The organism is Lysinibacillus sp. GW821-FHT14F06 (assembly GCF_058803665.1).
In genome coordinates, this window is the sequence record NZ_JBXAPF010000003.1 from 215,057 (window position 1) to 240,256 (window position 25,200).

General features: G+C 36.1%; 20 protein-coding genes and 1 other annotated feature (1 of these 21 running past the window's edge). Of the genes, 3 read left to right on the forward strand and 17 right to left on the reverse strand.

Translation table 11 applies throughout. From position 1 onward, the window contains the following. Nucleotides 1-31, reverse strand: a binding site (T-box leader); it reaches 235 nt to the left of the window's first position. 104 nt (nucleotides 32-135) lie between these two features. Then, on the forward strand, nucleotides 136-330 hold the full coding sequence (locus AC1RNS_RS04770; RefSeq protein WP_492991151.1) for a YszA family small membrane protein: 195 nt from the start codon (nucleotides 136-138) through the stop codon (nucleotides 328-330). Here AC1RNS_RS04770 and AC1RNS_RS04775 read toward each other — a convergent pair. From AC1RNS_RS04775 to AC1RNS_RS04855, 17 genes are all read right to left on the reverse strand, one after another. Continuing rightward, the gene (locus AC1RNS_RS04775; RefSeq protein ID WP_492991152.1) at nucleotides 313-1,005 is read right to left on the reverse strand and encodes a valyl-tRNA synthetase; all 693 of its coding nucleotides are present in this window, start codon (nucleotides 1,003-1,005) and stop codon (nucleotides 313-315) included. The two genes, AC1RNS_RS04770 and AC1RNS_RS04775, sit on opposite strands and share 18 nt — an antisense overlap. Nucleotides 1,006-1,204: 199 nt before the next feature. Beyond that, on the reverse strand, nucleotides 1,205-1,651 hold the full coding sequence (locus tag AC1RNS_RS04780) for an SRPBCC family protein (RefSeq protein ID WP_054771341.1): 447 nt from the start codon (nucleotides 1,649-1,651) through the stop codon (nucleotides 1,205-1,207). A gap of 298 nt (nucleotides 1,652-1,949) precedes the next feature. Further along, on the reverse strand, nucleotides 1,950-3,242 hold the full coding sequence (gene hemL / locus AC1RNS_RS04785) for a glutamate-1-semialdehyde 2,1-aminomutase (RefSeq protein ID WP_492991153.1): 1,293 nt from the start codon (nucleotides 3,240-3,242) through the stop codon (nucleotides 1,950-1,952). Beyond that, nucleotides 3,243-4,223: a porphobilinogen synthase gene (gene hemB, locus AC1RNS_RS04790; protein WP_492991155.1), complete on the reverse strand. Its 981-nt coding sequence runs from the start codon at nucleotides 4,221-4,223 to the stop codon at nucleotides 3,243-3,245. After that, nucleotides 4,220-4,981, reverse strand: coding sequence for a uroporphyrinogen-III synthase (locus AC1RNS_RS04795; RefSeq protein ID WP_492991156.1), 762 nt, complete (start codon nucleotides 4,979-4,981; stop codon nucleotides 4,220-4,222). Before AC1RNS_RS04795 ends, hemB begins: the two co-directional genes overlap by 4 nt. Then, the gene (gene hemC / locus AC1RNS_RS04800; protein WP_492991157.1) at nucleotides 4,971-5,903 is read right to left on the reverse strand and encodes a hydroxymethylbilane synthase; all 933 of its coding nucleotides are present in this window, start codon (nucleotides 5,901-5,903) and stop codon (nucleotides 4,971-4,973) included. Before hemC ends, AC1RNS_RS04795 begins: the two co-directional genes overlap by 11 nt. Before the next feature lie 18 nt (nucleotides 5,904-5,921). Further along, nucleotides 5,922-6,749: a cytochrome c biogenesis protein CcsA gene (gene ccsA, locus AC1RNS_RS04805; RefSeq protein ID WP_427542066.1), complete on the reverse strand. Its 828-nt coding sequence runs from the start codon at nucleotides 6,747-6,749 to the stop codon at nucleotides 5,922-5,924. Nucleotides 6,750-6,952: 203 nt separating this feature from the next. Next, a complete protein-coding gene (gene hemA / locus AC1RNS_RS04810; protein ID WP_492991158.1) occupies nucleotides 6,953-8,317 on the reverse strand; it encodes a glutamyl-tRNA reductase in 1,365 nt (454 codons plus the stop codon). A 197-nt stretch (nucleotides 8,318-8,514) separates the two neighbouring features. Continuing rightward, the gene (locus tag AC1RNS_RS04815) at nucleotides 8,515-11,439 is read right to left on the reverse strand and encodes a VWA domain-containing protein (protein WP_492991159.1); all 2,925 of its coding nucleotides are present in this window, start codon (nucleotides 11,437-11,439) and stop codon (nucleotides 8,515-8,517) included. A gap of 17 nt (nucleotides 11,440-11,456) precedes the next feature. Continuing rightward, a complete protein-coding gene (locus AC1RNS_RS04820) occupies nucleotides 11,457-12,914 on the reverse strand; it encodes an S-layer homology domain-containing protein (protein ID WP_492991160.1) in 1,458 nt (485 codons plus the stop codon). 191 nt (nucleotides 12,915-13,105) lie between these two features. Continuing rightward, nucleotides 13,106-14,779 carry a hypothetical protein gene (locus AC1RNS_RS04825; RefSeq protein ID WP_492991161.1) on the reverse strand — a complete coding sequence of 558 codons (1,674 nt, stop codon included), beginning with the start codon at nucleotides 14,777-14,779 and terminating at the stop codon, nucleotides 13,106-13,108. A 168-nt stretch (nucleotides 14,780-14,947) separates the two neighbouring features. Further along, complete coding sequence (locus AC1RNS_RS04830) at nucleotides 14,948-15,121, reverse strand: YjfB family protein (RefSeq protein WP_283869002.1); 174 nt, start codon at nucleotides 15,119-15,121, stop codon at nucleotides 14,948-14,950. A 175-nt stretch (nucleotides 15,122-15,296) separates the two neighbouring features. Next, a complete protein-coding gene (gene yihA / locus AC1RNS_RS04835) occupies nucleotides 15,297-15,878 on the reverse strand; it encodes a ribosome biogenesis GTP-binding protein YihA/YsxC (RefSeq protein WP_427542081.1) in 582 nt (193 codons plus the stop codon). Nucleotides 15,879-15,882: 4 nt separating this feature from the next. Next, complete coding sequence (gene lon, locus AC1RNS_RS04840) at nucleotides 15,883-18,207, reverse strand: endopeptidase La (protein ID WP_492991162.1); 2,325 nt, start codon at nucleotides 18,205-18,207, stop codon at nucleotides 15,883-15,885. Nucleotides 18,208-18,441: 234 nt separating this feature from the next. Further along, complete coding sequence (gene clpX / locus AC1RNS_RS04845; protein WP_492991163.1) at nucleotides 18,442-19,713, reverse strand: ATP-dependent protease ATP-binding subunit ClpX; 1,272 nt, start codon at nucleotides 19,711-19,713, stop codon at nucleotides 18,442-18,444. A gap of 683 nt (nucleotides 19,714-20,396) precedes the next feature. Next, complete coding sequence (tig, locus tag AC1RNS_RS04850) at nucleotides 20,397-21,686, reverse strand: trigger factor (protein ID WP_492991165.1); 1,290 nt, start codon at nucleotides 21,684-21,686, stop codon at nucleotides 20,397-20,399. Nucleotides 21,687-21,798: 112 nt separating this feature from the next. Then, nucleotides 21,799-22,788 carry a tetratricopeptide repeat protein gene (locus AC1RNS_RS04855; protein WP_492991166.1) on the reverse strand — a complete coding sequence of 330 codons (990 nt, stop codon included), beginning with the start codon at nucleotides 22,786-22,788 and terminating at the stop codon, nucleotides 21,799-21,801. 344 nt (nucleotides 22,789-23,132) lie between these two features. Between AC1RNS_RS04855 and AC1RNS_RS04860 the strand changes: the two genes are divergently transcribed. After that, the gene (locus tag AC1RNS_RS04860; RefSeq protein WP_492991167.1) at nucleotides 23,133-23,597 is read left to right on the forward strand and encodes a hypothetical protein; all 465 of its coding nucleotides are present in this window, start codon (nucleotides 23,133-23,135) and stop codon (nucleotides 23,595-23,597) included. Between the two features lie 250 nt (nucleotides 23,598-23,847). Further along, the gene (locus tag AC1RNS_RS04865) at nucleotides 23,848-24,690 is read left to right on the forward strand and encodes a DUF2785 domain-containing protein (protein WP_492991169.1); all 843 of its coding nucleotides are present in this window, start codon (nucleotides 23,848-23,850) and stop codon (nucleotides 24,688-24,690) included. Nucleotides 24,691-25,200 lie beyond the last annotated feature (510 nt).

Genomic DNA, 25,200 nt, shown 5'->3' on the forward strand with positions numbered 1-25,200 from the left:
ATAATTTACTCTTCCCTATCATAGCATCTATATCAATTTTTACACATTGTACCGCAAAATCGTGCAATCTTTCAAGTGATTTAGTCATTTTTAGTGTTCACAATAAAGTAAATAGAAAAGGAAGTGAATATTTAAATGCGACGACGTAAGTATAATCCCTGTTTTTTACCACCATGGCTAAGGCAACTTCGCTTTTATTGTAGAACAATTATTGTGCCAATTTGTGCGTTTCAATTTATACGTGTAATCATTATTCCAACATCTGGAGACTTTATCTTTTTACTGCTCCTACTACTTCTAAGCTATTTACTCTTAAATGATATCATTTGAGACACGAACTTTTAGCGGTGTATAACCTTCTTCTAAATCCCAGATCATAGATGGCACCTCTTGCCAGGAGCTGGACTCACGAACTACAATCTGACTTGAAGATTCTCTTAATACAGTTTTTTGTTCACTCGCTGTAAGTTTGTCAAGTTTTGCTGAAGCAACTTTCACTTCAGCCTGTGCTTCTATTGGGGCTGAAACAGCTACATGTTGCTTTAGCGGTGCTGTTTCTTCTACCGTAATTGATTTTTCAGCTTTAACTGTGGCCGATTGTTGGTCAAAAGCACAAGCATTTTCTAATACTAGTTCTTGTTCATTAAAAATACTTGTAACAGTCCATTCAAGCTGACACATTTGGTTAGTAAGTGTTGGTCGAACATCTTTTACCATTAAATCCTCGAGAGCTGAGTCTTTAGGTAAGTCGACATGTAATGGGACTGCATATTCAAAATAACCAGTATCCCCTTGAATATCAAGCGCATCAATTTTTACTAATTCTTCATCATCTTTAAAAGCTTGCATATCTTGAAAATCAAAGCGAACATGTGCTGTAATATGATAAATACCCATTAATCGCAATGAATCTTCTAATTGCATCGTCTGCCACTGAGGCTTAATTTGCACAGCTGCTATTTCTGTTGGGCAGCCGTAGCCAGGAAAACAGAAAGTTTCACGCATATTCCAAGTTTTGTGTTCGATAATAATCCCTCCCCTTGCATCATATGAAGTAAGAGAGGTCGGTATGCTATTGAAAAATTAAGGCTGAAAGAAAAAATGATTGTATACTCTTGCTTTAAATAACAATATGATGCTTTTTCAAAAAAATGGCATACTAGAAAAATTTCTAGCATGCCATTTTACTGATAAACAAATGAAATTATACATGTACCAATTTAATTTTATTTGCTACACGATCTGTTAGCATCTGTGTTGCTTTTGGTACGATTGGCTTAAAGATTGGATTTAAAACAGGACCTGCTAATCCACCTGCTACTACCTCTAAAAAGCCTGTCATTTTAGTATTTTCTGCATCGATGCTTTCTGCAAGGAAATATCCGTTACCTGTAAAATTATCCGAAAGACCTTTTAATTCAAATGTTACTTTACTAGGGGCAACCCATTCTAAAATAGTAATTTCAACTTGAACTGTTTTTTTCAGAACCCCAACATTGCCTTTAAAAGTCCATGTTGAATGTTTGTCATCAATCATTTCATGTGCGTTATAACCTGGGACAAGCTTTGCCCATTTTTCCATATCGCTGACGAAATCCCATACATGATCAATTCCTACGGGTACTTCGACTATATGTGTGCCTGTTGCCATATCAATTCACTACTTTCTTTTATGAATAGCTATATTATAAACGATTTGACTACAAATTGACTATGCTGAAAGATATAATTTTTACAAAATCAGGTCCTTTACCCAACAAAGATTTATCGTTGATAATAATGAACGCAATAATTACAATGATATGTTTTGAAGTAAAAAATATCGGTTTTTAGAGAGGACATGCTCTTAACTTTTATCAAGCTTGCCCCAAAAAAAACACCATATAGCTAGTGGTTTTTCAAACAATTAAAAATGCATGCCAGAAATTAATCTAGCATGCCATTAAATCTTATCTAGCTAATTGAGCAAATACTTTATGGAAGGCATCCACCGTTTTAGCGATATGCTCCTCTGTATGTGCAGTTGAAATAAATAATCCTTCAAATTGAGATGGCGGTAAGAATATTCCTTCCTCCGCCATTAGACGGAAGTATTCAGCAAATAATTGTAAATCAGATGCTTTCGCTGTAGCAAAATCAATCACGTTCTCATTCGTAAAGAAGAATCCTATCATTGAACCAGCACGATTGACAGTATGCGGTATATTGTATTTTGTGGCTGCTTCTCGGAAACCAGCCTCTAATTGATCTCCTAGCTTTTTGAAGTATTCATATGAACCTTTATCAAGGCGTGATAATGTTTCATAGCCTGCAGTCATAGCTAATGGATTCCCTGAGAGTGTGCCAGCTTGATAGATTGGGCCTGCTGGTGCTATTTGCTCCATAATTTCCTTCTTCCCTGCATAAGCACCTACAGGTAGTCCACCGCCAATTACTTTACCTAATGTTGTGATATCTGGTGTCACATTAAAATAGCTTTGTGCACAACTATAATCTACACGGAAGCCAGTCATAACTTCGTCGAAGATTAACAATGCTCCATATTCCTTCGTTAATGCACGTAAACCTTCTAAAAAGCCTGGCTGCGGAGGCACGACACCCATATTTCCAGCTACTGGCTCTACAATTACGCCTGCAAGCTCAGCTCCAAACTTTTCAAAAATTAACTTTGCACCCTCTAAATCATTGTATGCAACTGTTAATGTATTACGTGCAACATCTGCTGGAACACCAGGGCTATCAGGTAAGCCTAATGTAGCTACACCTGAGCCCGCTTTAATTAGTAATGAGTCTCCATGCCCATGATAAGAGCCCTCAAATTTTAAAATTTTATCTCGTCCTGTCACTCCTCGAGCGACACGGAGTGCAGACATTGTTGCCTCTGTACCAGAAGATACAAAGCGAATCATTTCCATGCCTGGTAAACGCTCTAATACCAATTTAGCTAAACGATTTTCAGTATAGCTTGGCGCCCCAAATGAAGAGCCCTTCGCTGCTGCATCTGCAATTGCTTGAACAACTTCAGGATGTGTATGACCTAAAATAAGTGGACCCCATGATAATACATAATCAATATATTCATTGCCATCAATATCTTTAATAATAGCACCATGCCCAGATTCCATGAAAATAGGATCCATATTAACAGATTTGAATGCACGTACGGGGCTACTGACACCACCTGGCATTAAATTAATTGCTTCCGCATATGCTTGTTTTGATTTTTCGTAAGAACGTGTCATTTATTTCTCCTCCAACCAACGTGCAACATCTTTTGCATGATACGTAATGATTAAATCAGAGCCTGCGCGCTTCATGCCTAATAATGTTTCAAGCACTACATTTTTTTCTTCAATCCAGCCATTAATAGCTGCTGCTTTGATCATTGCATATTCTCCAGAAACATTGTACGCAACGATCGGTAAAGTATAATTATTTTTCACATCACGAATAATATCCAAATAGCTTAGTGCTGGCTTAACAATTAAGAAATCCGCACCTTCTTCAATATCTGACTCCGCTTCACGGAATGCCTCTATACGATTCGATGGGTCCATCTGGTATGATTTACGATCGCCAAATTGAGGAGCACCGTCAGCTGCATCACGAAATGGCCCGTAATAGCTAGATGCATATTTAACTGCGTATGACATGATTGGAATATGTTCAAAGCCTGCTTCGTCTAAGCCCGCACGTATTGCAGCAACAAAGCCATCCATCATATTCGACGGCGCGATGATATCTGCTCCTGCTTTTGCTTGTGACACGGCTGTACGCGCTAAAATTTCTAAAGAAGGATCATTTAAAATTTGATCACCTTCAATTAAGCCACAATGTCCATGATCTGTAAATTCACATAAACAAGTATCTGCTATGATTAAAAGCTCTGGGTGGCGTTCTTTAACAAGACGCGTTGCCTCTTGCACAATACCATGGTCATGGAATGCTCCAGTACCAACCGCATCCTTTTCAGCAGGTAAGCCAAATAAAATAACTGCTGGTATTCCTAATGCTACAACTTCATCAATCTCAGCTTCAAATTTATCTAATGAAAATTGAAAAACACCTGGCATAGAAGGTACTTCGTTTTTAATATTTTCGCCTTCCATAACGAAAATAGGATAGATTAAGTCCTCTTTGTGTAAGTAAGTTTCTTTTACCATTGATCGTATCGCTGCATTTGCTCGCAAACGACGATGTCTTTGAAATTGTAATTTTGTCATTTTCTGTACCCTACTTTCATTATTTCTTCGATGACTGCGTGCATAGTATATACGCTAGGCTTAACATCTACTGTAGCACCGTGATTTGAAATAGCCGCTTCTGTAATATGACCAATTGCTGCAATACGAGTCGCCTTCCACCCAATGACTGAAGCTACATCCATTGCATAGACATCAACAGCCGAAGGACTAGCTAAAATCACCGTGACATCATTACTTGCACGTATGCATTCTATAATGATTTGTTTTTGGTCATGACGCTCAATCGTTTCATACACTGTCCATTCCTTTATTTTAAAGGGCAGACCTTCCTTCAGTGTGTTTTTCGCTTTTTCTCCACGAATAAATAGACAACTAGGATTACTACCTGCTACTTCGGGAAATTCTTTAACAAATACATCTGCACTAAAGATGGAAGGCATAAAACTTACATGGAATCCTAGATTTTCTAGTGCTGTAGTTGTTCTAGTGCCAATGGAAGCAATCTTCCCTTGGAAATGCCTTGCACTTAAATTAAATCGTTGCATTTTACTGGCAAAAGCGTCTACAGCATTTTGACTTGTAAAAATAAGCCATTCAAATTGACGCGCAAACTCTATTTGTACATCATCATTTCTATCTATCAGCTCGCAAGTTTCAATCAATGGGGCAATGACGGCACGTCCACCTAAAGCTGTAATGTCATCTATTATTGTTGCCGTTTTAGATGTACCTGTCAAAATAATTGTTTTACCTTCTAAAGGTAAATTACTTTGCATCTTGCTCTGCCTTTACACGCTGAATTAATTCAAAGGCACCTTGCTTCGTTAAAATCTCAGCAAGCTCTTTCCCAACTGCCTCCGCATCAGAGCCGACTACTGTCTCCTTATAAACAACTGAGGCGTCTGGTGCAGCAACAAGGCCAGTTATTGTAATTTCTTCCCCATTCGATTTAGCATATCCTGCGATAGGTACTTGACAGCCACCATCCATAGCTGCAAGGAAAGCACGTTCTGCATGTGCTTCTTGCCAAGTAACGCTATCAGTTAATTTGCCTAATTCTGTTAATAGTTCAGTATCATCACCACGGCATTCAATCCCAAGTGAACCTTGCGCTACAGCTGGAAGACAATCCTCAACAGGTAAAAACTCAGTCACCACTTCATCGCTCCAGCCTAGACGTTTTAGTCCAGCAGCCGCTAAAATAATGGCATCATATTCATCTGTTTCAAGCTTTGCCAAACGTGTATCTACATTTCCACGGATCCATTTAATTTCTATATCAGGGCGGACTGTTAGCAACTGAGCACTACGTCGAAGTGAGCTTGTTCCTACTACAGCACCAGCAGGAAGATCGGCGAATTTCACATGTCCTTTTGAAATAAATGCATCACGTGCATCTTCACGCGGTGGAATACAGCCTATTACTAGTCCCTCAGGTAGTACTGCGGGCATATCCTTCATCGAATGAACAGCAAAATCAATTTCCTTATCAAACAATGCTTGTTCAATTTCTTTAACGAAAAGCCCTTTTCCTCCAACTTTTGAAAGTTGCACATCTAAAATTTGGTCGCCTTTTGTAACAATTTCCTTTACTTCAAATTCAAATGGTACGCCAGCTGCCTTTAATTCATTAATAAACCAATTTGTTTGTGTTAATGCCAGCTTACTTCTCCTAGAACCTACAATAATTTTTCTCAACAGTCTCCAACCTTTCTTCTAATACCATAAATGGAATCGCGATAAACTACTTCCTAGGAAGAAGTTCACAACAACTAATAAATATGCGTAAATATGTACCCATGCATAAGTTGTACCTGTTAGCTTACTTTTGCGATTCACATACAATATCAAGCAATACAAAATTAAGATAATGAATGAACCAATGATTTTTGCATCAAAAATCGAAAGACTCTCTAACGTTAATAGTGCCCATTCAAACCCTAAAACTAAACTTATAAATAACATAGGAATTCCAATAAAGAATGATATATTCATCCAGCTACTCGTTTGTTGCAAAGATGGCAGCCTTGTCCATAAATATGACCATTTTTTCTTTTTAAGTAATCGATATAAAATTAAATACAATATCGCAAATACAAATGTTAGCGTAAATGCTGCATACGATAAAATCGCAAATGATATATGGATAAAAAGCATTTCCGAAATTAAAGTATCACTAACTGCTCCTGTCGGTCTTTTAGGCATAAAAGTAAAAATACTAGCAAATAAAAACCCTAATATATTAATAATAAATACAGGTAAATCTACTCGCGCAATGCAATGCAGAATAATAGATAATGTAACGAGCAGCCAGGAATAAAAAAGAATCCCTTCAGACAAGGATAAAATCGGAAAACGCTTGGTTTCCACAAAGGTTAATAAAATTATGGCACTTTGTATTACCCATACAAATGAAACAAGCCAAAAAGCAATACGCCTTGCTCGTACTTGTTTATAAAAGTAATCAGTAAAGTAAAATACTAGACTGATCGCATACAAGACGATCATTACTTCATAAAGCCTTGTCATTGTCAAATCAGCCAATAGACATCCCTTCTTTGTATCGAAATTGCTAAAGAAATATTCAACTTTAGCCTAGAAAAGAAAAACGTTTTCGTATCCTTAGTTTACCACACAGATACGAAAACGCCTCATGTAATATCAGTAGAAAATCTCGTTCGTGAGAAAATTACGGATTTGCCCAATCCTTGATTCGGTTCATGCTTCAATACGAACGTATAGACATCTTAGAAAGAGTACTTTGGTTCAGTAGAAGGTTGTGTTGATTGCACACGCTCTTTACGATCAAGCTCTTGCTTTGTCATTGCATGTACCTCAGCTTCTACAGCTTCCTCAATACCAAAAATTTGTTGGAATAAACGTAACTGTTCATTTGCTTTTGGTGAATTCGCCATTTCTTTTGCTTGTAAGATGGGCTCTTTTAACAGCTGATTAATAATAGATTTAGTATGTTTACTTAAAATTTTACGTTCACGATCCGTTAAATCCGGCATTTTATTTTCAATGCTAATCATTGTCTCTTCTTGAATATGACTAGCTTTTTTACGTAACGCTGAAATCACTGGCACAACACCGAGAGTTGCAACCCAGTCTTTAAATTGAAGAACTTCTTTGCCAATCATTGACGTAATATCAGCTGCCGCACGCTCACGCTCAGCTAAGTTTGCTTCAACAATCCCCTGTAAATCATCTATATCATATAAGAAAACATTAGGTAAATCTCCAACACGCGGATCAATATCACGTGGTACCGCAATATCTACCATAAATAATGGTTTACCTTTACGTAAACGTTCAACAAATTGCATCAGTTCATAATCAATCACATAATCTGTAGCACCTGTAGACGTAATTAAAATATCCGCTTCCAGTAAAGAACATTGCAGCTCTTTCATTGATTTTGCTTCACCATGGAATTTAGCTGCCAGGCTTTCTGCTTTTTCAAATGTACGGTTAATAACGGTTACTTTTCCTACACCGCTTCCGTAAAGATTTTCAATAGCAAGTTCCCCCATTTTTCCAGCACCTAAAATGGCCACATGTTTGCGCTGTAGGGACCCAAAAATTTTCTTCGCTAATTCAACTGCTGCATAAGAAACTGATACCGCGTTCTCACCGATAGCCGTTTCATTATGTGCACGCTTCGCAAATGTCACTGCTTGTTTAAATAGCTGATTGTATACCGTACCTGTTGTTCCAATCTCTTGTCCACTTAAGAAGCTTTTCTTTACTTGACCTAAAATTTGCGTTTCACCAAGAACCATAGAATCAATTCCTGCCGTCACTTTGAATAAATGCTCGATTGCCTCATCTTCTTCTCGAATAGTTAGATAAGAAGAAAATGTCTCCGCCGGTAAATCGAACCAATTTGCTAAAAATTGTTTGACAAAATGACGTCCCGTATGCAATTGATCCACTACAGCATAAATTTCTGTTCGGTTGCATGTTGAAACAATAACGTTTTCTAATATGCTTTTTTGTTTTTGCAGCGCTTCCATTGCTTGTGGCAGTTCACTCTCTATGAATGATAACTTTTCACGAATTTCAACAGGCGCTGTTTTATAATTCAAGCCTACTACGATGGTATGCATGAATAACACCTCACACGTTCTAATTCACAAATCTCATTATAGCACAGTTCGACAGAAGTTCATCTATAATTTGTGAACATGTCATGAAGAACTGTGATTCGTCATCTACATTAGAATTATTATAAACTAAGTGTAACAAATTATACGGCCTGTTTCAAATTAAAAAACTGCCCCTTGAGAAGGAGCAGCTATATCTATTAATTAGTGATTGTTACTGTCTTTAACGTGATGATTTTATCTTCTTTATCATATGCTACAAATTCTATTTCGTTGTTCACCTTGAAGTCTTGCATAGTTTGAACTGTTTTTGTCAGCATATATACATTATCACTACGTTTCTTTAATTCGAATTGTACATCTCCGCTTACAGAGGTGAAGCGCACATTAACCTTCGCAACATTTGAACAATTACCATCAATTCTAGCATTCATTGTAATATTCCCTTTGCGTAATGTAACAGATGCTTCTTCAAATAGATTATCAGGATTTACACAGCTTGAAGAAGTTGTTTTACATAAAATCGCATCAATTAATTTTTGGAACACTTGATGTAACTGTAAATTATCGATTGCATGATAATAAGTTCCACCAGTTTCTGAAGCCAGCTGCATTAAAATGGCATCATTGATTTGTGATTTTTTACCCATACTTACTGTATAAATTTTAACGCCTTGCTTTTTCGCATCATTCAGCACTTTTGTCATTTTCGATTTACTTGTCTTGCCATCAGATATGACAACCATTGCTTTTGACGTTTTCGCATCGTTTGAGAATTTCGTAAGGGCTAATTCAATACCTGCAAAGATGTCTGTAGCACCCTTCTCTTTCGATGTTTTATAGAGATCTTTTTTCAATACATTCTCCGTACTGCCTTCTGCTAGTACAGTAGCTTTTGTATTCGTTTCTACCACTATATTATTTTTTGCCTTAATTTGGTTTATAGCTTCCAACGTTTTCTTACCACGGAAATTTGTTTGATCAGCAGTTTTCATGGATGCAGAATAATCAACCACAAATGCGACCTCTGTTGCTAATGAACAAGAATTTTTACTGAAATACGGATTCGTAAAAATTTCCTTAGTAATCGTTTTATCCGTCAGGTCTTTTAATATTGTGGTATAACGCGGATCAATTTTATTGACTAGTGTTGCTTCTACTTTAGATTTCCCATAAATAATAGAATCAAAGTAAGCTACCGCTGTTCCAGGTCCCCCTGTTTTATCTAAATAATCCGAGGTATTTGTCACAAATGAAGCCGTCTTTTCTACACCATCGAATTTAATTTTTACAGTTCCTTGATAGTCAGTAATTGGTTCCCCGCCAGCTCTCACTAATGTAACCATTACTTTTGTGTAACGATCTTTACCAGATGGTCTAGATGCTGCCTCTGCGCTTTCTTTTAATGCTTCTACACGCTTTTTATAAGCCTCTACCTGTCCAAGTAATTTACCGCCTTGATATTTTAATAGAACTGTTCGATCATAGTTACTCAAATTCGTAAGAATAGCATATATTTTCATAACACTATCATAATGCTCTAATGTTAATTTCTTTTCCTCTGGCATATGATTCATCAGCTGAATAATGGAACCAACCGGATTTATATTTTCTACCTGTGAAGCAATCGCATCGTCAATTCCTTGCACACGATAGATAGGACGACCATCATCAGAAATCATATACATAATTTCTGTTTTAGCTGGTGTTGTCACGGAATCCTTCAAACGTCGATTTAATAGTTCTTCAAATAAATAAACGGAAATATCATAGTTTTCAAACTGTAAAATGGCATTCTCATAACCTAAAGCAGGATATTTTGGATCAGAACCACCATATCTTAAATACGTATTTTGCACATTGCCAAGTGCATCTGTTACATTCGTTTGCTGACCAATACTAAACAGCTTTTTATCTGCATCTTTGTCTAAAGGAACTGGATTGTAAACATCAATGATATTTTCCGTAAAGAACTCAGGCAATTTTTCGTAAGGTTTAAATGGAGGTGTAACATTTCCATTATCATCATCGGTATTGGCTGGATCATACACTTGGTAATCAATACGCATCTCTGGTTGAGGTGAGTAACGCACCTGTGCATTTAATTTTTCACCTACTAGACATTTCATACTTGGATCTGTATTGTTAATCAACTCGAAAGAAATAGTGTCACGGACAGACTTTGTTAATGCTGGTGCTTTTACTATAGCTGTCACTGTAGAGCCATCAGATTGTACGTTTCTAACTGGATCGCCTGCTGTATCCACAATTGTTGCACCATATGATGAAGTTACACGGAATGTATAAGATTTATCGTCTGCAATTGGATCACCATTACAGGCTTTTAACGATACTGTAATTAGTGTTGAGTCAACTCCATTTGCAATTAAATCTGGTTTTTCAACATCGATGCTTTGTAAAGCATTATTTACATATTCTGGTCCAGTAAAATCATTGGAATTATCCTTTGGTTCTTCAAAATCTGCACTACCTGAGCCCATAAAGCCTGCTGGTAAAGTAACTTTATCATTATCACGGCCAGCAGCAGCACGTTTTAATCCTTGAACACTTAAGGAACCATTTTGTACAGCACGATATAAAAATACTGCAATATCCCCACGATTTAATTTTGTAGAGGGATTAAAATCAGCAAATGTTTTCTTTCCTGTACTACCTGTTGAAATATCATTTGTATATAAATATTGTACTGCTTGAGGTTCATCTAAATCTAAACCTTTAAAGGCTGCATATACCCGTGCAAATTGACCACGTGTTATTGCTTTGGAACGATTCGCAGTTGCATGTGTACCATTAAAAGGTAAGTAGAAATCACTATAGAAGTTATACGCTACACTTTCGTTATACGTTAATGCATAATTACGATCAAGCTTTGCGAGCATAACTACAAGCTCTTGTTCAGTTATTTGTTCATCTGGTAAAAAATTATTAGCGCCATTCAATGATAGTAAGTCATTATCAACTGCCCATGATATAGCTTTGTATTTACTATTATTCGTCGGTACATCCTGAATTGTCGTGGCTGCCCAAGTAACAGCAGGAGCTGCTGACATAAATACTAGTACGAAGCAAAGCAGTGATAACAATGCTTTTTTAGCATGTGCCATGTAGTTCAGTCCTTTCTTTAATTGAAGAACAATATGTCATCACGATAGTTTTGTTTTAGATCATTTTCCAAATAATTCAAGAAACGTTCCAGCACTACTGATGCCTGTGCCCGCGTTAATGGCTGGTTAGGGTTAAATCTGCCTGTTACAGGGTCACCTGTCATTAAGCCTAACTCATTAGCAATGTAAATCCCGTCTTTTGTGTAATTTGGAATTTGAGCATCATCTGTAAATTTAGTTACATAGCCTGGGTCTGGTGCTTTGTTTTCAAGTCCTAAGGCACGCACAAATATCGTCGCAGCTTGACCACGTGTAATCGGACTATCTGGTTTGAAATACTCAGGTGTAACTCCTTTAATAATTCCTTTCTTGACAGCTGATTCAATATAGGCATAATCCTTTACAGTACGCTTCACATCTTTAAAAACACTTGTAGATGCAGTTTTTTTCGATTTATTTTCTTTTTCTTGCATAACACGTAAATCAACCGCTTTACCAATCGCTGTTGTAAAGTCAAAACGCTTCATTGGAGTATTCGGAGAGAAAAAGTTACTTGTATCTGTGTAAATACCTAAAGAGTATAATTTATCAATTGCTTCCTTCGCGTAATGATTGTTTAAATCTCTAAACTTAGGAATGATTAATCTTTCAATAGTTGGCATATATTCCGTGTCTAGGTCTAACGTCCCCTTTTGTCCTGAGGCTAAATTATACGTATATTCGGAAATAACATCTTTTTCACTTACAACTGCATATCCACCATCAAAGCTACCTAAGCTTCCTAGGTTTTGTTCATAGTTTAATACACGTGATTTACTTGTAGATAATCGATTTTTCACATGGCTTGTCTTGCCATCACTAAAAGAATAAACCGCTTCTGTAATTTGTGTTTCTGTTGCTCCCCAGAAATTTTCATAGCCAGCATGTCGACTATCAGTATCAATGGTTACTGTATTTTGAACTGCATTTTTCCCCGTTCCTGACTGGAAGGAATAGGTTTTTCTAGAAATTACATTACCAGAATAATAATCCGAGGCAGCACGATTGTCCGTCACCGTACCTTGAGAAAATTGGTAATCTACTAATGTATAGGTAGTTTTACCAATCACGATTTTTTCAGCATACTTTTTCACAACACCATTGGACGTTTTTTGACCAATCGTTGCATAATCGACAACATCTGATTCGTAGGCAATATTTCGTGTTAAAGTAGCCCCATTACTCGCTGTCAGCTTAAGGCTATAGGTCTCTGTTAATTTTCCTTTTGATTCTTTTTCAGTAATTTTAATATCTTTACTTGTCCCTTTAAAAATAACTGGTGTTCCTGTAATGAAAACAGCTTCTTCATATGTATATTCATTTTTTACAGCACCTGTAGTTTCTAATGAAGCAGCTAATGCATTTTGCGGGATGGTAACGCCAAATACAGCTATCGCAAGAACTACTAACATTATTTTAGATAAATGTTTTCGCATTCGTTTTTTGTCCCTCTCTTTCATTTCATGCACGTCTATATAGGGGCTGCCAAAAATCATGCATAAAAAAGCTTAAAATCCGCATGTCTCCTGCAAGTATCATAATAAAAGAATAAGTATACACTCACTTCAACGCATATAGCCTATCTTTCATCTATTCTACTCACAAGAGACTCACAAATTTTATTAAATTAATCTACTAAAATAAAATGAGCTTTGCCAAAACGATCTGATAATACTACTAAACGATCAGAAGGTTTTAAATCCGTTGGTTGAATAACTTTACCAGCTTTTATAAGAGTAGTTTGATCAATATTCATATCAACCATTTCTCCCGCTTCATACCAACGACCTTTTTGCCATTGACTGACACTCTTTACATTGATAACAGCTGGATATGTTGATTTAACTGATTGCAGCTTACCTGCCAGCATTAAAGGTGCAACTGGCTTAGCATTATCAAGGATATGAACAGCCTGGATATGTCCATCTTTCACATAGAAGTAGCCATAATCGCCTTCAAATAAATGAAGCTCAATATCAGGGATAACACTATATACTTTTTTGCCATCATCCACTATTGCCTTAGTAGAATTACTTACTGATAAAACAGTATGCTCTGTTTTCTTAAAGACATTGGAATCAATCTTCATCGCATCATCAATTTCAATTAGATAGCCATCTGCTTGAGACAAGCGACCATAGTATAATTCATGACCTGCTAAGTTCGGAGACATAAAGCTATCACTTGTCACTTGGACAACCTGTGCGTAGTGATCACGTGCAGCCCCGTCCGAGATAACAAAGGCTGTTCCATAAGCTAGCAAGCCAGTAGGTTCGATTAAACGCCCATTACGAATTAAAATTGTGCCATCATGGAAGTACAATGTACCAGCAGATTTAAGTTTTAGTAATTGATATTTTGTATCCACAGAAAGCATAGGCTCATAGTAAGTTCGTTCGTTATTTTTTAAGACAACAATTTTCTCAATTACTTCTTTACCAAATTGTTTAACCGTAGCATAATATGCTTCACTGCCAATATAGTTTTTTAACTGACCTTTATCAATTTTTGTATTCCCTACATAAATAGGTACCTTTGATGAAAAATCCATCGTAGATAAAGCAGTTGTCGTTTCTGAACCAAAGTCCCAATTTACAAAGGCATGTTGATTTTTTATCGTTAATTTATTTGCATTCGCATTAACGACTTGTATTTCACCTTTATAAAGATTTTCTACTAATGTACCCGTTTCACTAATATCTACTTTAGTAACGATAGACGTATTTAAATTTTTAAGACTAAGCTTAATTCGATCTCCTACATAGAGGGAACTAATATCCACAGATGAAGAATTTTTTTGATAGCTTGTATCTTTATTTAGATAGTAGGTTGTTTCCTCTCCAATATCTGGCTTAAACATGATGAATAGTCCGTTAGGATCAATACTTGTGACTACCCCAGTAACCGTTGCTTTTTTCGTATTTTGTTCAACTGAAGGAGATGTAGTTTCAGTATCCTTTGTAGAATTAGATGAACCGCGTAGTTCAACAACACTTCGAAGAGAAATATCTGCCTCTACCTTCATTCCCATTTTAAAACCATCAATGGTAGTGACAGTATTATTAATATACAGGCGGGCATTGTCATTAATATTGTATGTAACTGTACGACCGCTGTCATTTTGTAAAGTGATTTTACTTAGTTTTTTTTCTAGTACTCCGTTTGGATTTGCATATTCTGAAAATGTTACATCGACAAAGGATCCTGTCACCATTTGAGTAGCAGCATTGGCTGGTTGACTCGATGAAAATCCAAAAACCGCAAATAACAAAATCAGAAGTATGTATGGAATCTTCTTCAACAAATTCCGCCTCCTTTAAAATCTGTTATTAATAAATAGTATATCGTATTATTGGTAGTTTTACGTCTTCAAAAAGTTACATTTTAACGCATTCTACTTTCTTATTAGAGCAACCATTAGACACAAAGATAAAGGTAGCTTTCTATCTTCAAGCTACCTTACCTTTAATCATACTTGAATGTCAATTGTATGTCCGGCTGTCGGATGTGGAGCATCTAACATTTCAACTAACTGTTCTGTATTCTGCTGTTGCATCTCCATTGCCTGTTTTGTAACAGCTAAAGATACATTTTGCATTAAAGTCGCTTGGTTCATGGCAATTGATAAAGCTGCGATATCCATTCAGTCCACCTCCTATTTAATTTATCGGTCAATTCTTTCATACATCAAGCGATTTTCCCAAGTTTCTACATAACTTCTCATCAAAAAACCTAAATCTTTTATTGGGCTTTCACTTAAAATGAAAATAAAAAACATCTACTGTCCAAAATAATTAGAAGCAATAGATGTTGTTTAATTACATTAAATTTTCAATAGTACGCCAAGTCTCTTCAAAGCCAATTCCTTTTTCTGAAGAAAACACAATAAGAGGATCATTCTTTTCCATATTGAGCGTTTCTTTTACTACTTTTTTATGTTTATCCCATTTACCTTTGGGGATCTTATCTGCTTTTGTCGCGATGACAATACAAGGAATATTGTAATGCTTTAAAAAATCATACATCAGGCAATCATCCGCTGTAGGTGGATGACGTAAATCCACAATTTGTACGACCGCCTTTAATTCCTTGCGTCCTGTGAAGTAGCGCTCTATCATTTTTCCCCATGCTTCACGCTCAGTCTTTGAAACCTTTGCATAACCATAGCCAGGAACATCTACAAAAAACAATTGCTCTTCGATTTTATAAAAGTTCAACGTTTGTGTTTTTCCTGGCTTAGATGAAATACGTGCTAAAGCTTTACGACCAATCATTCGATTAATGAAGGAGGATTTCCCCACGTTAGAACGACCGGCTAATGCAAATTCTGGCAGTCCATCTTCTGGATATTGGTCTGGTCTTACGGCACTAATGACCATTTCGACGTTATGGACTTTCATTTTTCTAAAAACCTCCGTCCAGTGCATAGGCTAATACTTCATCAGCCGATGACACTAGTTTAAATGTTAGTTGCTCGCGTACACTTTCAGGAATCTCCTCAATATCTCGCTCATTATCCTTTGGACAAATAATAGTTGTTAAACCTGCGCGATGGGCACTGAGTGTTTTTTCCTTTAACCCGCCTATTGGCAATACACGGCCACGTAATGTAATTTCACCTGTCATTCCAACCTCACGGCGTATCGGACGATGTAAAATAGCAGAAACAATTGCTGTTGCCATCGTAATACCAGCAGAAGGACCATCTTTTGGTACAGCTCCTTCAGGTACATGAATATGAATATCATGTGTTTCAAAATATTCCGAATCCACTTCTAACTCACCCATCTTTGTACGAACATATGACAAAGCTGTTTGAGCAGATTCTTTCATTACATCACCAAGTTTCCCAGTGAGTTGTAACTTTCCTTTACCAGGTGTTAATGATACTTCTATTTGCAATGTATCACCGCCAACCGTTGTATAAGCTAATCCAGTAGCTACACCAACTTGGTTTTCTTTCTCTGCTTGTCCATAACGGAAGCGATGTTTACCTAAGAGTTCTTCTAATGATTTCGAGCTTACTGTTACACGTTTTTTCTCACCAGAGACAATAATTTTAGCGATTTTACGACAAAGCGTTGCAATTTGACGCTCAAGTCCACGAACTCCAGCTTCACGTGTATAGTAACGGATAATATCGAGTACTGCTTCATCCTTTATAACCACTTGTGTTTTTTTCAAGCCATGCTCTTTAAGCTGCCTCGGTATTAAGTGATTTTTCGTAATTTGAGCCTTTTCTATTTCTGTATAGCCAGCAATAGAAATAATCTCCATACGATCTAGTAATGGTCCTGGAATTGTACTTAGATCGTTGGCAGTTGCAATAAATAATACATTCGATAAATCGTATGGTTCTTCGATATAATGATCGCTAAAAGAATTGTTTTGTGCAGGATCTAGAACCTCTAGCATTGCTGCTGCTGGATCACCTCTAAAGTCATTAGACATTTTGTCAATTTCATCCAATAAGAAAACAGGATTAATTGTGCCTGCCTTTTTCATACCCTGGATAATACGCCCAGGCATTGCTCCAACATACGTACGGCGATGGCCACGAATTTCAGATTCATCACGGACCCCACCCAATGAAATGCGTATAAATTTGCGATCCAAGCTTTCTGCTATCGATCGAGCTAACGATGTTTTCCCAACACCTGGAGGTCCTGCTAAACATAGAATTGGACCACGTAAAGAATTTTTTAATTGACGTACTGCTAAATATTCTAATACGCGTTCTTTTACTTTTTCCAAACCATCATGATCACGATTTAAAATTCGTTCTGCGTGAGCAATATTCATACGATCTTCAGTCGAGTTTGTCCATGGTAGTGAAATAAGCCAATCAATGTAGTTACGAATAACACCGCTCTCCGCACTAGCCCCAGGTAATTTTTCATAACGATCTAGCTCTTTAAGCGCTGCTTCTTTTGTTGTTTCTGGCATACCAGTTTCTTCGATTCGCTTGCGTAATTCAGCTACCTCACCAGTTTTTCCTTCACGGTCTCCTAGCTCTGTTTGAATAGCTTTCATTTGTTCACGTAAGTAATATTCTTTTTGTGTACGTTCCATCGATTGCTTTACTTTTGTATTGATTTTCTTCTCAAGATCCAGCACTTCTTGCTCATCGTGTAAACGAATAATTAAATGATCTAAGCGCTTTTTGATACTAAGCATTTCTAACACTTCTTGTTTATCAGCAATCTTAAATGGAAGATGTGATGCGATGATATCAGCCAAACGTCCCGGTTCTTCAATGTCAGTCACTGTATTAATGGTTTCTGTTGTTATTTTATTGGAGGATTTAGCGTATCTTTCGAAATATGTTAACAACGTACGCATTAAAGCCTGTGTTTCAACATCCTTATCAATCGATTCCTCCTTGATCTCTACATCAACAACCGTATATTTTTCCAAAGCTCGATAGTTACTCCAAGTAGCTCGTGCTACACCTTCTACCAATATACGCAACGTTCCATTTGGTAATTTTAGCATTTGCTTGACATATGCCATTGTACCAATTGGATATAAATCTTGCTCTTCAGGTTGTTCATCATGCATTTCCTTTTGTGTTACTAGCAAAATCAATTGGTCCTCTAGCATTGCTTGCTCTAGCGCCGCTACAGAACGATTTCTACCCACATCAATATGTAACACCATCGACGGGTATACTAAAAGGCCACGTAAAGGCAATAATGGTACATTTGTTGTTTTTTGTATTGTCACCATGCGGGTATTCACCTCCGTCAAAATTTTCTTGTTCACATCCCGCGCTACTAGTATGTGTCTAAATAGCCGATTCACACTAGTTAATCAAACGAGCCAAAAATTACTACTAATTATTATTGGCTTTATGTATGAATGAATAAAAAGCTGACTGTCGATCTGTGCGAATATTGCACAATCGAAGTCAGCTAAATTACTCTTTATCTCATAACCATTAGACTTAGTCGTGTCTGATTGTTATGCTGAAGTTTTTGTGTCGCTACCTTCATCGAGTTCAGTGCCATCTTCAAGAAGCAATTTCGGTCTTTCTTTATCCGTAATTGTTTTTGCCGTAATGATACATTTTTTCACATCTTCACGTGAAGGTAGTTCGTACATTACATCAAGCATTGTTGACTCAATAATTGAACGAAGACCACGTGCACCTGTTTTTCGCTCAATTGCTTCTTTGGCAATCGCAGTTAGGGCACCTTCATCAAACTCAAGCTCAACACCATCTAGTTCAAGCATTTTTTGGTATTGCTTTGCCAATGCATTTTTGGGCTCCGTTAATATTTGTACAAGTGCAGTCTCATTTAATTGCTCTAGACTTGCAAGTACTGGTAATCGACCGATGAATTCTGGTATAAGCCCAAATTTTAACAAATCCTCTGGAATAAGCTTTGCCATAATGGAGCCTTCATCCACGTCTACTTTGTTTGGATCTGATCCAAAGCCGATTACTTTCTCACCCTGACGACGTTTAATAATGGATTCAATTCCATCAAACGCTCCACCTACAATGAATAGAATATTGGTTGTATCAATTTGTAAAAACTCTTGATGTGGATGCTTACGTCCACCTTGTGGCGGAACACTCGCAACAGTTCCTTCTAAAATTTTAAGGAGTGCCTGCTGTACACCTTCACCAGATACATCGCGTGTAATAGATGGATTCTCAGATTTACGTGCAACTTTATCAATTTCATCAATATAGATGATTCCTTTTTCTGCACGCTCAATATCATAATCTGCAGATTGAATTAATTTTAGTAAGATATTTTCAACGTCCTCGCCAACATATCCTGCTTCTGTAAGAGAAGTAGCATCTGCAATCGCGAAAGGAACGTTTAAGATGCGCGCTAATGTCTGTGCTAATAATGTTTTCCCGCTACCAGTTGGGCCGATTAACACAATGTTCGATTTTGCTAATTCAACATCATCAATTTTACTATTTGTATTGATGCGTTTGTAGTGATTGTAAACCGCAACTGCTAAAGCCTTTTTAGCACGTTCTTGTCCAATTACATACTCATCTAAAATCGCTAAGATTTCTTTAGGTTTTGGAATATCTTGGAATTCAATTTCTTCCTCAACGCCTAGTTCTTCTACAACGATTTCTGAACAAAGCTCAATACATTCATCACAAATATACACACCAGGTCCTGCAACTAATTTACGTACTTGCTCTTGTGGCTTTCCACAGAATGAGCATTTTAAATTGCCTTTTTCATCATTAAATTTGAACAATATGTTTCACCCCTATTCAAGCAACAATCTTACAAGATTATTGAACCTTTATCAAATAAATTGTCTGCATCATTTTACGCCTGGCAATTATGCTATAGATTTTTAAGATACTTAAAGACGTAATTCGTTTTGTTATACTACTATTTTTTTGCATAACCATCAAATATTTAGCCAAATGATTTTATTTTAAGCGTAGTTACTATGCATATGCTTTACCGTAATTCCAAAAAATCAGTCATGATGGTCACCATCGCAATGCCTTAAAGTAAAAAGCTAGAAATACTTTAATTAGTTACTTAGCCTTTAATAATCTATACCATTCACCAAGGCTTAACCTTATTCAGAAGAGGAAGTGTGTTGTCTATGATGTTTCAAAACTTAGTTCGTTAAGCCTCATTTTGAAAGTTCAGTAATATCTATGAAAAACGAAGCTCTAGCTCTACTGAATAAAGTTAAAATTTAGCACCGTATGAAAAGTCAAACAATACTATGTATTTTAGAGAAGTGTAGAATATCTGATAGATACTTTTTATGGTGAGATTAGTTTAACATCATCAAATTATTTAGTGTGTCTATACCTAAAGGGGTCTTGGCTTTCAACTAAAGAAAGAATATGTGATAAAACAAGGCACGGTATAATGCCGTACCTTGTTTTAATTTTTCTATCAAGTTACAAAAAAATCCTATTCAGTAATTTTAGCGTTTTCTACTAAAAATTCAACTGTTTTTTGAATTTTAATGTCATTTTCTAGAACTGCTGTGCCACCTAATGCACCTGTAATTTGATCTTTTGTCATGTTAAATTGAGCAGCCATTTTTTCTAATTCAGCTTCGATATCAGCTTCAGTTGCTTCAATTTTCTCAGCTTCAGCAATTGCTTCAAGCGTTAATGATACACGAACTCGGCTGTCAGCTTCTTCTTTCATTTGTCCACGTAAATCTTCTTCTGATTGACCTGAGAATTGATAGTAAAGATCTAAGTTCATACCTTGCGTTTGTAAACGTTGACCGAATTCTTGTAACATACGATCAGTTTCAGAGTTAATCATACCTGCTGGAACTTCAAATTCTGCATTTTCTGCAGCTTTTTCTACTAATTCATCACGTAGTGCTGCATCTGACTCTGCTTGTTTTTGTGCAGCAGTTTGTTCTTTGATTTTAGCACGTAAAGCATCAACGTTCTCTACTTCTGGATCTAATTCTTTCACAAATTCGTCATTTAATTCAGGAAGAACTTTCGTTTTAACTTCTTTTACAGTTACTTTGAAAGTAGCTTCTTTTCCTGCTAATTCAGCCGCATGATACTCTTCTGGAAAAGTAACAACAACGTCTTTTGATTCGCCAGCTTTTACACCAACAAGTTGCTCTTCAAAACCAGGAATGAAAGAACCTGATCCGATTTCTAGTGGATAGTCCTCGCCTTTTCCACCTTCAAATGCTTCTTCGCCTACAAATCCTTCAAAGTCGATAACAGCTGTATCGCCTTCTACGATTGCTTCGTCTTCTTTAATTTCAAGCTCTGCTTTACGAGCTAATTGTTCTTGAATTTGCGCTTCTACATCTTCATCAGTAACATCTACTGGAAGTTTTGTAATTTCTAATCCTTTGTATTCACCAAGTTTTGGCTCTGGTTTAACTGTTACTTGAGCTGAGAATGTGAAATCTTGACCATGTACGAAGTTTTCTGTACCAGAAATTTCTGGATAATCAACTGGCATAATTCCAGCTTCATCGATAGCCTTTGCATAAGAATCAGGAACGATGATTTCTAAAGCGTCTTGGTATAGAGATTCAATACCAAAGCGTTGTTCAAACATTTTACGAGGCATTTTACCTTTACGGAAACCTGGTACGTTAATTTGTTTTACAACTTTCTTGAATGCTTGGTCCATTGCCGCATCTACTTCTACAGCAGGTACTTCAATTGTAAGAGTACCGATATTACCTTCTTGTTTTTCCCATTTTGCTGACATGTATAAATACCTCCAAATAAATAATCAAGTTTAAATGTTAGACAATTCATTCGTAACTACGATTTTGACAACCATTTTAGTATAACATAGATGCGTATAGTTTCAACTTATTTCATACCTCATGTAGTTCTGTTAGTTTTTCTAACATTTGTAAAAATTCGATGAGTTCGTAGTCCATTTCCTGCACTTTTCCGAGCATAGATTGCACAAAGTCAACATAACTATAGGCAATATCATCCGCTTCAAATGGGTGCCATTCAAATGGATATGTTACAATGGCATGCTTCGCCATTAAATATTGTACCATTTCCAATGTTGTTGGGTCTTGCTGTAATTTATGTTCAATTATTTTTTTCACTTCACAATACTGAGGTAACTGATTTGGTAATACCAATTTGATTGGATTTGTCACCATTGTTTGATCAAATTTAGACACTGTAATATCAATGGATACTTCTTGTTCAACTAATAATATGAGCGCTAAACTCTGAACAAACGGATGAATAGTTGTACATTCGATGATAGCTTTTAAAGCTGTTTTTAATTGCCGCACATTTGTATCCATTAAACGATGTAACCGAATGGATTGTTCATCAGGTGTAAGCATACTGAATTTCAGTAGTTCATATTCTTGATCTTCTATTAATTGTTGTGCATCTTCCTTTTGTTGAAGATTTCTTGCCACTTCTTGATTTATGCTTTTTAATCGTTGAAATTTTTCAATCTGATCTAGTGGAAGCACATCTTCCTCAAGCAATGTCGTAATTAAAGATTCCACTTGATGGTACTCCTTCAACTGCATACATACCGTAATATATAATTCCATTATTTCCACGTATAAAGTCGTACCCATAGCAAGCAATTGCTCACAAACATCTTTAGCTTTGTTATACGACTTTAATTCATATAAAGCATAAGCATAGGCACTTAACGCTAATTCATCTCCTGCTTCATATAAAAATGCTTTTTCAAAGCTGGCCACTGCCTCTTCATATTGAAATTTTTCGGCATACAAATGTCCTTCACGTATTAATGTCTGAACAGCACCCGGAAAAACAACAATATTGTCATGTTTTATAACATGTCGTTTTCGCTTTGTCATTCCCTCACCTCTTTACTACTATTTCATTGCACTTTAAAAGGTAGACTCTCCACCAGAATATGAAACCGAAATGACACAGGATGTCCCTCTATCCATAAGCAAACTGACGAGCCTTTTCCTAGGTGCAGAGTTCTCGCATTTTCACAGGAGCTGATGCATCACTATGCTATTACAACTTCCTATTTCGCAACAAACGCGTATTTTGAACAAAAATTCTCTACTTTTGCATTCATATTTTGTAATAAATTGTATTATAATTAATAATATCTATTATTTATAAATCATTGCAGACCTTTGTTTTTTCTGCATATAAGAAAATAAGTTCTTCACAAGGAGTGGAATACATGCAATTAATGGATACAGTTAGTGAGTTTGAAAATTGTATCTCTCCAACATTTGATTCACTATCGATAAAAGTTATTTCACATTCTACAGCGGATGGTCCTCAACGAGATTATCCAATTGAATTTGAAATTCTTACTCGTACAAAGGTTGATTCATACGTACAAGAAGCTATTACACATATTATAAGTATCCAAGGTTACATTCCTGGCTCCATTTCAATTGGTCATCAACATGAGTCACTTTTTATTGTTCCCCAAAGTGTACACATTGAATGCAACTATAGACTTCTTAGTATAGATAAAAAAGATATGCAGCGAATCCTACAGCATCCTCAACCGAACCTTCATTACAGTGAATGGCTAATAGATGCCATTAAAAATGCAAATATTCTTGTAGAATTAAAAACAAATCAGCGTACAGTTACAGATTGGCCAATTGGCATTAAATCAGCTGTGATCCTGTAGTTAGAGCCAGACATACTTAAATAGGTATGTCTTTTTTTGTGTCTTTGAATAAGTTTATCCTTTTTGTGGCGTTTCTATCATATCAACTTTCTATAGATTCTGGAATTCCCATTGTAAATATGCTTCTATATCACTAGAAAATTTTACAATTTCATTAACTTGTCTGTATAAGGCACCATTCCAAACAAAAATGTTGTGATGATGATAAAATGCTTTTATGGAAAATTATTTAACTTCGGGGGAAATAGCTATGAATATTAAAGATGCATTGAAGTCTTTTTCTACTATGACATTTACCACGCGCCAAGAATTCATGATAAAAAATGGCGATTTGTTGTTAGAAGAAATGTTAGTCCATATTGGTTCACCGGATGCTGAATTACGGGATCAATTAATATACCGCACTTTTATTGAACTACTCAGTGATAATTTACTGACTACACAGCAGCTACAATCTTTATTTGATAGAGCCACTAGTGACAACTACTTATTTTTGAACATAGGGGAAGAAATGACAGATAGTGTCTTTACACGATCATTTTCTGCATTATTGATTGCTGGGATACTATCAAAGGATGCTACACTACAAATACTAGATGCCAATCGACTGCAACTTTATTTTCAAAAGATAGGACGGTATTTATTATTAGAAAAAGATACACGAGGATTTGTTCCAGACAAGGGATGGGCGCACAGTATTGCACATGGTGCCGATTTAGCGACCATGACGATTAAACACCCTAAGTTCGATTTACAGTATGCACCAGCAATTTTGCATGCATTAAAACTTGTTTCGTGGAAAAATACCGTCTATGTAAACGATGAGGAGGAACGCTTAGTTACTATAATTGAAGCCCTGCTAGATCGAAACTACTCTGAAGAAGCATTAATAGAGTTCGTTCAGCAAGCCTTTGATAAATTTGAAATGCATTTAGTAACACAAGGCTATAACGAGAGCTTTTTTAGCGGGCGTACATGTACACTAAATATCATGAAAACATTATATTTTGCATTAAAAATGAATAATCGAACACCTCAGCTTCAAAATGCCATTTATGGACAAGTTGCAAAATGGCTAAAGCTTGGAGCTTGATTTCTTAAATTTCAGATAGCGATCTTAGAGTTTACTAAGATTGCTATCTTTTTTAGCACATATTTTACTTTTCGAGCAAAATATAAACAACCTAATATTTGGATATTTACGAAGTTATTTAATTATATTAACATAATTAATATCCCATTCCGAATTTCCCCTTTATAATCATTCCTTACATTGAAAATTTATCCTTTTCTATCCTCAAATCAATTTTTGGCGTACTCCTTTTTTCTACAAAACGCAATCAAAATGTTTCACCCTCTTTGACTTCACGTATATTTTATTACAAAATGACGTCCAAAATGTGAAATGATATTTTCACAAAAAAAATCATTTACTTAGGTAAATATCACAAACTCAGTATTTTCAACGTTTCAACAGTGTTTATTTTACAAAGCCTTAAAATACCAATATTAAAATAATGTTTTTTGTTCAAAAAATGTTCATATTCACCCCCCTCTTACTATTAAATTTATAACAAAATAATTTTTTTTCTGTAAAACGGAG